Genomic DNA, 13,075 nt, shown 5'->3' with positions numbered 1-13,075 from the left:
GGTACGATACGTTAGCCGATATTCTGACCAATTCCAAAACCGAAATATGCAATGGCAATAATAATAACTAAAATAATACGATAAATCGCAAAAGGTATTAATTTCACTCTATTAATCAGTTTTAAGAATAATTTAATAGAAATAAGTCCAAATATAAATGATGCGATAAACCCTACAATATAGAAAGGTATTTGATCCAACGTTATAAATTGTAGATTTCCAAGTAATGCTTTTGCACTCGCTGCAAACATAATGGGTACTGCCATTATGAACGTAAAGTCAGAAGCAGCTTTATGATCTAACTTTAAGAAGACACCTGTCGAAATGGTTGAACCTGAACGACTAAATCCTGGCCATAATGCAATTGCTTGAGATAGACCAATTACAAATGCTTTTGGATAGTTCATATCATCTACTTTGTGTGGATTTGTGACGCGTTTAGAATACATATCCGCACCAATCATATATATAGCCCCAAGTAATAAACCGATTAATACAGTTGGAACACTAAATAAATGTTCTTCAATAAAGTCATCAAATAATAGTCCAAGAATACCAGCTGGTACAAGCCCGACAATAATATGTGACAATTTTAATGTTCTTTTTTTCTGTTCGTTTTGTTTAATATGTAACATTTCAAAATATCGATTTCTAAATATCCATGCTGCTGCAAGGATCGAACCTAATTGGATCACAACTTTAAATGTGAATGCTGATTCGCTTCCAAGAAAGGCTTTAGACTTTAACCACATATCATCTACTAAAATTTGATGTCCTGTAGATGAAACAGGTGCGAATTCTGTTAAACCTTCAACAATACCTAATATAATGGCTTTTATTAATTCTAATATAAACATAGCTTTGCTCCTCTATTTTTATGAAAGTCTGTGGTTATCTAGAGACAATCACCGTATCATCATTGTACCAAATATTACAATGTAATATGCTAATATTTAATAATACATTTTAGTTTATTTTTTTCATAAAGGCGTTATAATGGAACAAGGTGGTGAGATTGTGAAAGATTTAACAAAGTATAGTATGCATTATAAAACGTTGCAAATATTTATGTTTCTCGCTTCGTTTTTATTAAGTTTAACAGTCGTATTTCAAAATATATATTTAGGGAAAATTATTAACCAAATGCTCGTCGTAAAATCAAATGGTCAACAACTTTATTTATGGCTAGCAATCTTGCTCATTGTATTGCTTTTAAGAGCATGCTTTAACTACCTTAATCAATTATCAGGACAAAAACTTTCTTATAAAGTTAAAAGAGATGTTAGACATCAATTGATAAATAATGAAACAGATAGAACTAAAATAACAATGATTACTGAAGTGGTTGAGGGTATACATCCTTTTTATGAATCTTATTTGCCTCAAGTCTTCAAATCAACCATTATCCCAGTAACGATTATCATTACATTACTCTTTATTCATTGGCCAGCTGCTTTAATTATGATGATTACAGCGCCATTTATTCCACTGTTCTATATTGTCTTTGGACTAAGAACTCGTGATAAAGCGAAAGACCAAATGCAATCTTTAGATCAATTTGCAGCAGAATTTATAGATTTAACAAAAGGTCTCGTATCGTTAAAACTATTCAATCGAACACATCAAACGACTGAAAAAATCTATAAATCAAGTACGTCATTTAGAGATTTAACAATGGAAATTTTGAAAAGTGCCTTCTTATCAGGCTTAATGTTGGAATTTATCTCAATGCTTGGAATAGGTATTGTGGCACTTGAAGTTGGCCTAAGATTAATCGTATTTCACGATGTATCTTTTATAGTTGCCATCATTACTTTATTATTAGCACCAGAATTTTATAATGCGATTAAAGACCTAGGACAAGCTTTCCATACGGGTAAACAAAGTGAAGGTTATATTGAATTGATTGAAGAAATGAGTAATGAAGAATCTATACAAGCTTCAAACATTCATATTGACTCAAATATTAATGATGAAGATCTCATTCAATTTGATCATGTATCATTCACTTACCCAGAGCGTAAAGATTTTTCATTTGATCAAATCAATTTAAGTATAAAAGAAAATCATCATACAGCAATTATTGGACCCAGTGGTGCTGGTAAATCGACATTAATCAAACTTATGTTAAATGAATTAAATCCCAATGAAGGTAAGATTATTTATAAAAAACCACTAAAAATGGGTTATTTATCTCAAAGACCTTATATTTTCAGCGCAACTTTGTATGAAAATGTCACGATGTTCCAAAATTATGATGAAAAACGTGTTAATGAAGTGTTAACTGAAGTGGGCTTACTTGAAAAAGTAAAACAATTATCTAAAGGTATGCATACTATGATTGGTGATGGTTATGAAATGTTGTCTGGTGGAGAAATGAGAAGAATAGAACTAGCCAGATTACTATTACTTGATCCAGATGTGGTTATTTTTGATGAACCAACAACTGGATTAGATATTGAAACCGAACAACTTATCGTGCAAACTGTTAACCAATTTGCGCATCAAAAGACTATTCTCACAATCGCGCATCGAAAAGAAGTGTTGAGATATGCCACTGATTTTATAGAAATTCATAATGGAACAGTTCAATCATATGACGCATCTCAAAAAGGTGGTGGTATGTCATGAAAAAAATAAAAATTAAATTTGATAAAGACTTCTATCTTTCTATTGTAATAGGCGTCTTTGGCATGCTAACTGCACTTGGAATGTTTGCATTAAGTGGATATATGATATCTAAAAGTGCACTTGGAACACCTTTATATACATTAATGATTTTAATTGTATCTATTAAGTTATTTGGTTTTGTTCGTGCAATTACTAGATATTTCGAAAGATTATATTCGCATCGTTCTACATTTACAATGTTGAGGGATATACGTGTTAACTTATTTAATCAACTCATCCCAATTGTTCCAAACGTATTTAGAAGATACCGTTCGAGTGATTTATTAATGCAAATGGTAAACCATGTTGAACGATTACAAAATATTTTACTAAGAGTATATTATCCACCAATTGTTATTATCATTACGACATTTATAACAATACTCGTGATGATTAATTTCAATATATATGCCGGTGTGATTATAGGACTTTCAATGTTGATGTCAGTCATTGTCATCCCTTATTTATCAGCTAAAAGAGCTGAAAGCTTATCTGAAGCTGTTCAACAAAGTGAAGAAGCATATGTGGCTGAATACTTTGATTTTGAAAAAGGACGTTCAGAATTAAAAAGATTCCAACAATATCGTGCATTTAAAGAGAAAGTTTTAAATAAACAATACCAATATGAAGATAGAAAATATAAAGAACAGAAATTTTTAAGTTCTTATGACTTTATGCTGAATTTATCATCTATGGTGAGTATTTGGTGTATGACCATTTTATGTATTTGGCAAATACAAGACGGTGTATTAAACGCTGTATTCTTTGCGAGTATATTAATGATTACAATTACGTTATTTGAACAAGCTATCCCAATGACTAATGTTGCATTTTACAAAGCGGATACAGAGCGAAGTCTTAAAAATATTGAAGAAGTCATCAATCAATCATTTGAGGTGCCTCAAGAACGTTCAGTTCAAAATCATGCATTGTATAAAGCAGAGAATGTAATGTTTAAATATGACTTCCAAGAAAGAGAAACGTTATCTCAAATTAACTTTGAAATAAATAAAGGGGATCATGTAGCTATTATAGGTCCTTCAGGTTCAGGTAAGACAACGATGCTCAATATATTAATGGGATTATATAGTGTGAATGATGGCAGTTTATCCTATAAAAGTGAACAGTTGTCTCATATGATTCAAGAAGATTATGTGAATGAAATCAATACAATGTTGCAACATAATCATTATTTCGAAGGCACAGTAAGAGAGAATTTATTAATTGATGTGGAAGATGAACTTATGACTAACGTTCTTGCTGCTGTGAATTTAAAGCATTTAAACTTAGATCAGCAGCTAACTAAAAATGCTGAGAATATTTCAGGTGGGGAACGCCAACGTTTATCTTTAGCAAGATTGTTGTTAAGAAAAGCACAAATATGGTTACTTGATGAACCAACAGCTTCATTAGATGAAGAAAATGAAGAAAATGTTATGAATCTCTTATTAAATAAAGACGATACGATTGTAATTGTGACGCACAACTTGAAATATTTACAATACTTCGATCATATAATCGTTATGAATGAAGGACATATCATAGAGCAAGGTAGTTATACACAACTCATTAAAGAACAAGGTTATTTATATAAAGTCATTCAATATAATGACCAATTAGATTAAAAATAAGCATATCACTTTAAACTGAGAATTCAGTTGCGTGATATGCTTATTTATTTTGAGCAAGATGATAGAGGCTTGCTGTATTATTTTTCTTGATTGATTTTATCTACATTATTGATCAATTTTTGTAATAAGTTGTTTAATTGATTGGTTTCTTCATCATTTAACTCTGATACATCTTGAATTAAATGTGAAGCTTGGTGTAAATGTGGTTTCATTTGTTCACTTTTTTCAGTTAGATGAACAAACACTTCTCTTTGATCTAATTCAGAACGTACACGTTTAATTAAATCTAAATTTTCCATTCTTTTTAATAAAGGGGATACAGTACCTGTATCTAGGGCTAAGTCTGTTACAAGCTTTTTGACATTGACCGGTGCGGTTTCCCATAAAATCGTTAATACTAAATATTGTGGATATGTAATATTGTACGTCTTGAAAATTTTGTTTGAATAATAGCGGTTAACTTGTCGTTGCGCATTATACAAATTAAAACACAATTGGTTTTGGATATCTAATTTATCCGGCATAATCTTTCCCCCAAACTACAAATGCAATGGTTCATTATTTTTTTTTGAAATCTCCTAATTCATTATATAATGAATATTTTTATTTTGTAAATATTTTAGTGATGTGTAATTTATGAATATTTAAAGTATAAGTTATAGGATGAACTTTAAGTCTTTGTAGTTTCTGAACTTATATCATATAATTACAGAAAGGTGGTTTGAATATGAGTCAAAGTATGAAGAATAAAAATAAAATGGCAGTAACAATTTTGACAGGTTTTTTAGGAAGTGGTAAAACAACATTACTTCAAAGACTCATCATGAAAGCAAAAAACTCTGGCCAAAAGGTCGCAATCATTATGAATGAATTTGGTTCTTTTGATGTTGATAGTAATTTGTTAGGTGATGATGTCTCTACTCAAAGTTTATTAAATGGTTGTATATGTTGCTCATTGAAAGATGATATTGAAGTTGTATTACATAATTTATATCATAAAGACCAGCCTGATCTTGTATTAATTGAAGCTACTGGTATTGCGCATCCTGTAGAAGTAGTGGATGCATGTCAAAACCCTACATTAGTAGATAAAGTTGAAATGCCAACAATCATTGGTGTTATGGACGGCAAAAGATATTTAGAAAGATCGAGATATACCGTTCAGACGAAACAATTAATGGAAGAACAAATGTTATATTCTCATTTGATTATTATTAATAAGTCTGATGAATTATCTGCTGAAGAAAAAGCATCATTAGAAACGTCATTACAAACAATCAAACATCAACCAGTGCTACACTTTACGCAGTTTTCAAATATTGATGGTGTTGAAATACCTGTAAATGAAGTTTTGTCACTTCAAGCTAAACATAGTCATCATCACGGTATTCAATCCATAAATTATACATTTAGTGGTCCGATAGAAATGGAACTATTAATGAATTTCTTAAGACAATTACCTGATTCGATTCTTAGAATTAAAGGATTTCTGAAGTTTAGGGAAGAACCAGAGCAAACTTATTTATTTCAATATGCATTTGGGGTACCTCAATATGAACCAGAAATAATGAATATGCCATTAACAATTGTCATAATAGGTGAATCTATAGATAAAGCAAGTATTCGCAACAAGTTAGATATGTTGAATTTTTCTTAGGAGATGATGGGATGGAAAGAATTCGTATAAATAAACATGTTAGTTATTCTAGAATTGTACATGGTTTTTGGAGATTGAATGAATGGGGTTATAACAATCAACAATTAAATGATTTTATACATGAAATTGTTGATAGAGGCATTACAACAATGGATCATGCTGATATATATGGTAATTATACATGTGAATCATTATTTGGTGATGCATTAGCATTAACACCTAATTTAAGAGAGAAAATTGAAATCGTCACAAAATGCGGTATTATTTTACCGAATGATCAAATCGCTAAAAATACTGGTCATCGATATGATCAAAGTTATGATCATATTATTGAATCAGTTGATAAATCGCTTTTAAATCTTAAGACAGATTACATCGATACACTACTGATTCATCGTCCATCTCCATTAATGGATCCAGATGAAATGACGCGTGCAGTGATGCATTTAGTTGAACAAGGAAAAATAAAAGCGTTCGGTGTTTCAAACTTTAAATGCAATCAATATGAATTATTAAATGAAAGTTTGAAGAAAGAAATGTCGCATATCTCAGTCAATCAAGTTGAAGTATCACCATATCAACTTGAAAATATTGAAGATTGTACATTAAATAGAATGTTGCAACATGATGTTAAAGTAATGGCATGGAGTCCATTAGCTGGCGGTAAATTATTTGATCAAACTGATGAAAAAGCAAGACGCATTATGGCAGTTATACAACCATTAGCAGAAAAATATAACGTATCAGTAAGCATGGTCATTTACAGTTGGTTACTCAGATTACCTTCAAAAGTGATGCCAATTGTAGGCTCAAGTAAGATAGAAAGAGTCGACGAAGCTGTAAATGCTACGAAATTACAATTAACAGATCAAGAGTGGTTCGATATTTATGTCGCATCACGTGGTGAAGATATATTATAGTATGATAATGATATAAAGATGAGGCTGGAACCTATATACAGGTTCCAGCCTCATCTTTTATATTAATATTTATTTTTCTAATCTATTTAATGTAATTTCTGCTAAAGATTTTGCTGCTACTTGTAAGCAATCTTCATTCACATCAAATTTAGGGTGGTGATTCATATATGGTTCTGTTACGCCTTCTGGTTTACTGCCTACAATGTAGAATGAACCAGGAATTTTTTGTAGATAGTAGGCGAAGTCTTCTGATCCTGTAACTTGAGGTATTTCAACTAACTGTTGGAAATAGTCGCCTTTACTATTTGATAATATTTCTGCTACTTTATCAGTTTGTTCTGGATGGTTGTAAAGTACAGGATAACCAAATTGATAATCTAAGTCATATTCAATATCGAATCCAACTGCAACACTATCTGCAATTTTTTTGATTTCTTGATACATTGTTTCTTCTAATTCAGGGTTTAAATATCTAGCAGTACCTTTGATTGTAACGCTATCTTGAATAACATTGTATCCACCTGGTGCTTCGAATGCGCCAATCGTAACGACACCCATATCTAATGGATCGATACGTCTTGATACAATCGTTTGAATAGCATTTACAAAGTTTGTCCCAGCAACTAATGCATCATGTGTTTTGTGTGGACTTGCTGCATGTCCGCCTAAACCATTAATCGTCAATTTGAATGTTGAACTTCCTGAGAATGATGGTCCTTTATTGTAACCAATAAATTCAGGTCCAGCTACTGGAACGATATGGATACCATAAACTTCATCTAAATCATCAAGTGCACCAGATTCTACAAGTGCTTTAGCACCACCAGGAGGTTTCTCCTCAGCATGCTGATGAATGATTTTAACTGTGCCAGGTAATTCTTCTTTAATTTCAATAAGTGCATCTGCAAGTCCCATTAAATAAGCAGTGTGAGCATCATGGCCACAAGCATGCATAACACCTTCATTTTGTGATTTGAAAGGAACATCTGTTTCTTCAGTTATAGGTAAAGCATCAAAGTCAGCTCTTAAACCAATCGTTCTACCTTCTTGACCACCTTTAATTTCTACAATAATAGCATGTTCTTTTTCTAAAGGTTGTGTTACTTTAACATCTTTGCCTTCGTAAAATGATTTAATATATTCAGCAGTTTGCGCTTCTTCAAATGAGAGTTCTGGGTGTTGGTGCAAATGCCTTCTAATATCAATCATGTCACTTTCTTTCTTTTCAATTAGGTTAAAAAGCTTTTCTTTTAAATTATTCATGATTTACCTCCTAAAATTATACTAGAAAAGTATAACAGTAATCTTTTACTGTATAAAATGATTGCACTTATAAAACAACTAAAAATTTTTGGTTGATTTTGGTTGAAAGTGAACGAAAGTGATTGACATTGAAATGAAAACGTTTTATTATGTAGAGGAATAGGGGAGATTGTATGTTAACGACTGAAAGACACCAATTAATATTAGAAGAGATTAATTTACGGGAAACAGTATCTCTACAAGAACTTATTAATTTGACGAATTCAAGTACATCAACAATTAGGAGAGATTTATCTCAACTTGAAGAAAGAGGTTTGCTCAAAAGAGTTCATGGTGGTGCAACTCAAATTGCAAAGCGCCATGAAGAGCGTAATATGACAGATAAAGAATCGCGACATCAAGATGAAAAACAAGAGATTGCACGATTAGCTGTCAGTCAAATTTCAGACGGAGATACGATATATTTAGATGCTGGGACAACTACTTTAGAAATGATTCCATTTATTACACAACAAGATATTATCGTTGTAACAAATGGTTTAACACATGTAAGACCGTTATTAGAAAAAGGCATTTCGGTTTATATGACAGGTGGAGAAGTAAAAGCAACGACATTTGCGAATATAGGCGTCAATGCAGTTAAATCCCTTGAAAGATATCGTTTTGACAAAGCTTTTATTGGTATGAATGGCATTGATTTGAACTATGGGTTAACGACACCAGACCCGTACGAATCTGAAATGAAAGAAAAGGCTATTCATTTAGCATCTCAAGTATATGTCTTGTTAGATCATTCTAAATTTAATGAAGTATCGTTTGCGGAAGTGACATATAAGAAATCAATAGAAATATTAACTTCTCACAAAGCGATTCAAACATTAACTAATTTAAATCAATTTAAAGAAAAATATAAAATTAACGGAGGACTAAAATGATATATACAGTTACGTTTAATCCATCAATTGATTATGTAATGTTTACAAATCAATTTGAAGTAGGTGAATTAAACAGAGCACATGAAACAAACAAGTTTGCTGGTGGAAAAGGTATTAATGTTTCTCGAGTACTTCAAACATTAGATATCAAAAGCACAGCGACAGGTTTTATAGGTGGATTTCCTGGAGATTTTATTAAAGATGCACTTAATCAAGCAAACATCTTAACTGACTTTGTAGAAGTTAAAGATGATACAAGAATAAATGTGAAATTGAAATCTGGTTTAGAAACTGAAATCAATGGACCGGGGCCAAATATTGAACCTCATGACTACGAAGAATTTTTAACGAAAATGAAAAATACGCAATCAGAAGATACGGTTATAATTGCGGGCAGTGTGCCAAGTTCACTACAAAATCCAGTATATCAAGAAGTAGCAGAAATACTTAAACAGACTGGTGCGAATTTAATCGTGGATGCTGAGAAAGATTTGATGAAATCAGTACTAGCATATAATCCGAAATTTGTTAAACCAAATAAACATGAATTAGAAGAAATATTTGATAAACAAATTGAAACGGATCAAGAAGTCATTGAATGTGCTGAGCAATTATTAAATGAAGGTGCTCAAGCAGTCATCGTTTCACTCGGTGGAGAAGGTGCTATTTATGTGGATCAACAAACACGATTAAAAGCTATCGTACCAAGTGGTCAAGTTGTGAATACAGTTGGTTCAGGTGACAGTACTGTTGCTGGTATGGTAGCAGGATTAGAAGCAGACAAAGACATAGAATCAGCATTTAAATTAGCGGTAAGCTGTGGTACAGCAACAGCATTTAATGCGGACTTAGCTAATATAGAAGATATAGAAAAAATAATTTCTAAAGTAATCATTAAACATGTTTAAAATAGGGAGGTTATTAAAATGAGAATTACAGAACTATTAACGAAGGAAACTATTGCAATGGATCTTTCTGCAACAAGTAAAGATCAAGTCATTGATGAGTTAGTTGCGCAATTAAACAGCGCTGGGAAATTAAGCGATGAAGCAACTTTTAAACAGGCGATTCATGCAAGAGAGTCACAAAGTACAACAGGAATTGGTGAAGGTATTGCGATTCCTCATGCTAAAACAGATGCTGTACAATCCGCTGCGATTGCTTTTGGTAAATCTGTTGAAGGTGTAGATTATCAATCATTAGACATGCAACCAGCTCATTTATTCTTTATGATTGCAGCGCCAGCTGGTGGTGCACAAACACATTTAGATGCCCTTGCTAAACTTTCAGGCATTTTGATGGATGAAGATGTAAGAGCAGAGTTATTACAAGCAAAAAGTAAAGAAGAAGTGTTAAATATCATTAATAAGCATGATGATGAAGCTTCAGATGAATCTTCAGAAGAAGCAGCTGTAACGAATGCAGAAGCGGAATCAGAAAAAGGACTTGTATTAGCTGTAACAGCATGTCCTACAGGTATTGCACATACTTATATGGCTGCAGATGCATTGAAAAATCAAGCTAAAAAAATGGGTGTACCTATTAAAGTTGAAACAAATGGTTCAGGTGGTATTAAAAATCACTTAACTGATGAAGAAATTGAAAAAGCATCAGGTATCATTGTAGCTGCAGATGTACATGTTGAAACAGATCGTTTCGATGGTAAGAATGTGATTCAAGTTCCGGTTGCTGATGGTATTAAACGCCCGGAAGAATTAATCAATATGGCACAAGACACATCACGCAAACCATTCGTAGCTAAAGGTGCGAAACAAAGTAGTGCTTCTAGCAATGAAAAACAAAGTGTGTCTAAGACGATATATAAACACTTAATGAATGGTGTTTCTAATATGTTACCACTTGTTATATCTGGTGGTATCTTGATGGCAATCGTATTCTTATTTGGTGAAAACTCATTCGATCCAAAGAGTGGACAATATAACGAATTTGCAGCTAATTTATGGTCGATTGGTAGTGAAAGTGCATTTAAATTAATCGTGCCTATTTTAGCAGGTTTCATCGCTAGAAGTATTGCAGATAAACCTGGTTTCGCATCTGGTTTAGTCGGTGGTATGCTAGCAGTAGCAGGTGGTTCAGGGTTCTTAGGTGGTATTATCGCTGGTTTCCTTGCAGGTTACTTAACAGAAGGTATCAAATATGTATTTAAGAACTTACCTCAAATGTTTGAAGGTTTAAAACCTACATTAATTTATCCAATTTTATCAGTATCACTTACTGGATTACTTATGGTGTATGTGGTAAATCCACCAACAGCATGGTTAAACAATTTATTATTAGACGGATTAAATAACTTATCTGGTTCTAATATTATGTTATTAGGTTTAGTACTTGGTGCAATGATGGCAATTGATATGGGCGGTCCATTTAATAAAGCGGCATATGTATTTGCGACAGCAGCGTTAACTGAAGGAAACGCAGCAGCAATTACTGCTGCTATGGTCGGTGGTATGATTCCGCCAATAGCAATAGCAACAGCGATGTTAATATTTAGAAAGAAATTTACTAAAGCACAAAAAGGTTCTATTATTCCAAACTATGTGATGGGGTTATCATTCATTACAGAAGGTGCTATTCCATTTGCAGCAGCAGATCCATTACGTGTCATTCCATCAATGATGGTTGGTTCAGGTATTGGTGGAGCGTTAGCTTTAGGATTAGGTTCAAGAATTCAAGCACCACATGGCGGTATCTTTGTTATATTTGCAACTGACTTCGGTCATGTATTACAAACATTACTAGCAGTAGTTGTCGGTGCATTAGTTGCAGCAATTATTTATGGTGTTATTAAACCTAAATTAACGAAAGAGCAACTTGAAATCGCAGAAGAAGTAGAATAATCAATATATCGTGTTAAATTAAAAGCTGTCTACAGAGTTGTGATTTTGTAGACAGCTTTTTTAGTCAGTGCTTTAAATCCTCGGCCAAAAGTATGATGCTGATTTAACATGTTTAAAATTGAAAAGTTGGGGAAATTTTTATATGATTAAATTAAATTATTATAATATGTAGAAAATGGTAAACATAGGGAAAGATGTGAACAATGTTATATTACAAGACAATTATCAAATCAAATGACGCAGAATGGGTTACGTTGATACACGGAGCTGGTGGTAGTTCTTCGATTTGGTTTAAACAAATGAGATATTATAGGAAACATTTTAATATATTACTCGTAGATTTGAGGGGGCACGGGAAATCTGCGAATAAAGAATGGAAGAAAAATGATTCGTTTGAACATTTAGCAAAAGAAGTTGTAGATGTATTGGACCATTTGAAAATAGATAAGACTCATATTATTGGCATGAGCCTTGGCACAATAGTTGGCCAAACAATGGCGCAATCATATCCAGAGAGAATTACGACATTGGTGTTAGGTGGCGCCATTATTAATGTGAATTTAAGGACTAAATTCTTGTTAGCTATCGGCCGTACGATTATGAATTTTGTGCCGTATATGCTGCTTTATAAATTATTTGCTTACATTATTATGCCTAGGAAAGCTCATGAAGAATCTCGCTTAAGATTTGTGAATGAAGCTAAAAAAGTGTCTCAAAAACAATTTATCAAATGGGTTAAATTAACGAAGCTTGTAAATCCTTATTTAGCACATTTACAAGTTGCAACAAGAGATATTCCGACACTCTTTATCATGGGGGAAGAAGATTATTTGTTTATGCCTCCAGTTGAAAGACTCGTTAAAGAAAATGAAAATTTTTCAATAGAAATAATAGAGCAAGCTGGTCATGTATGTAATATTGATCAACCTGATGCTTTTAATAAAATTAGTTCTAAATTTATCATGCAACATGTTGGAACGACGGCTATATAAAGAATGTATGTGTAGACTTCTACATTTACATTCTTTCTTATATCATTTAAATTGTGATAAAAATATGCTACACTAAAAATAATATGCTAATATCGGGGGAGGTGACGCTAAATGGGAAGGATTTAGTTTTGAAAACGTATACCGTAAAT

General features: G+C 32.4%; 11 protein-coding genes. 8 read left to right on the top strand and 3 right to left on the bottom strand.

Features of this window, described 5'->3' with window-relative positions; all coding sequences use genetic code 11:
• Positions 1 to 11 precede the first annotated feature (11 nt).
• Entirely contained in the window at positions 12 to 857 is an 846-nt protein-coding gene (locus LQ675_RS03720; protein WP_107610135.1) for an undecaprenyl-diphosphate phosphatase, read from the bottom strand.
• Positions 858 to 996: 139 nt separating this feature from the next.
• Here LQ675_RS03720 and LQ675_RS03715 point away from each other — a divergent pair, with 139 nt between their 5' ends.
• A complete protein-coding gene (locus LQ675_RS03715) occupies positions 997 to 2,631 on the top strand; it encodes an ABC transporter ATP-binding protein/permease (protein WP_107610134.1) in 1,635 nt (544 codons plus the stop codon).
• Positions 2,628 to 4,295 (top strand): thiol reductant ABC exporter subunit CydC, encoded by a 1,668-nt coding sequence (gene cydC / locus LQ675_RS03710; RefSeq protein WP_107610133.1) that lies wholly within the window; start codon positions 2,628 to 2,630, stop codon positions 4,293 to 4,295. Before LQ675_RS03715 ends, cydC begins: the two co-directional genes overlap by 4 nt.
• Before the next feature lie 83 nt (positions 4,296 to 4,378).
• Here cydC and LQ675_RS03705 read toward each other — a convergent pair whose 3' ends face one another.
• Positions 4,379 to 4,825 carry a MarR family winged helix-turn-helix transcriptional regulator gene (locus tag LQ675_RS03705; protein ID WP_025904738.1) on the bottom strand — a complete coding sequence of 149 codons (447 nt, stop codon included), beginning with the start codon at positions 4,823 to 4,825 and terminating at the stop codon, positions 4,379 to 4,381.
• 203 nt (positions 4,826 to 5,028) lie between these two features.
• Here LQ675_RS03705 and LQ675_RS03700 point away from each other — a divergent pair, with 203 nt between their 5' ends.
• On the top strand, positions 5,029 to 5,958 hold the full coding sequence (locus tag LQ675_RS03700) for a CobW family GTP-binding protein (RefSeq protein ID WP_048541886.1): 930 nt from the start codon (positions 5,029 to 5,031) through the stop codon (positions 5,956 to 5,958).
• An 11-nt stretch (positions 5,959 to 5,969) separates the two neighbouring features.
• Positions 5,970 to 6,878: an aldo/keto reductase gene (locus LQ675_RS03695; RefSeq protein WP_107610131.1), complete on the top strand. Its 909-nt coding sequence runs from the start codon at positions 5,970 to 5,972 to the stop codon at positions 6,876 to 6,878.
• 69 nt (positions 6,879 to 6,947) lie between these two features.
• Here LQ675_RS03695 and LQ675_RS03690 read toward each other — a convergent pair whose 3' ends face one another.
• The gene (locus LQ675_RS03690; RefSeq protein WP_048539969.1) at positions 6,948 to 8,141 is read right to left on the bottom strand and encodes a M20 metallopeptidase family protein; all 1,194 of its coding nucleotides are present in this window, start codon (positions 8,139 to 8,141) and stop codon (positions 6,948 to 6,950) included.
• Between the two features lie 173 nt (positions 8,142 to 8,314).
• Between LQ675_RS03690 and LQ675_RS03685 the strand changes: the two genes are divergently transcribed.
• From LQ675_RS03685 to LQ675_RS03670, 4 genes are all read left to right on the top strand, one after another.
• The gene (locus LQ675_RS03685; protein WP_048539968.1) at positions 8,315 to 9,076 is read left to right on the top strand and encodes a DeoR/GlpR family DNA-binding transcription regulator; all 762 of its coding nucleotides are present in this window, start codon (positions 8,315 to 8,317) and stop codon (positions 9,074 to 9,076) included.
• Positions 9,073 to 9,984 carry a 1-phosphofructokinase gene (gene pfkB / locus LQ675_RS03680; RefSeq protein ID WP_048539967.1) on the top strand — a complete coding sequence of 304 codons (912 nt, stop codon included), beginning with the start codon at positions 9,073 to 9,075 and terminating at the stop codon, positions 9,982 to 9,984. Before LQ675_RS03685 ends, pfkB begins: the two co-directional genes overlap by 4 nt.
• A gap of 18 nt (positions 9,985 to 10,002) precedes the next feature.
• Positions 10,003 to 11,934 (top strand): PTS fructose transporter subunit IIABC, encoded by a 1,932-nt coding sequence (locus tag LQ675_RS03675; RefSeq protein WP_107610129.1) that lies wholly within the window; start codon positions 10,003 to 10,005, stop codon positions 11,932 to 11,934.
• A 203-nt stretch (positions 11,935 to 12,137) separates the two neighbouring features.
• Positions 12,138 to 12,926, top strand: coding sequence for an alpha/beta fold hydrolase (locus tag LQ675_RS03670; protein ID WP_048539965.1), 789 nt, complete (start codon positions 12,138 to 12,140; stop codon positions 12,924 to 12,926).
• The last annotated feature ends 149 nt before the right edge of the window (positions 12,927 to 13,075 follow it).

Source organism: Mammaliicoccus sp. D-M19 (assembly GCF_022386695.1).
GTDB classification, from domain to species: Bacteria; Bacillota; Bacilli; order Staphylococcales; family Staphylococcaceae; genus Mammaliicoccus; species Mammaliicoccus sciuri.
The sequence above is the reverse complement of the archived record's forward strand: the minus strand, read 5'-3'. Positions and strand labels throughout refer to the sequence as shown.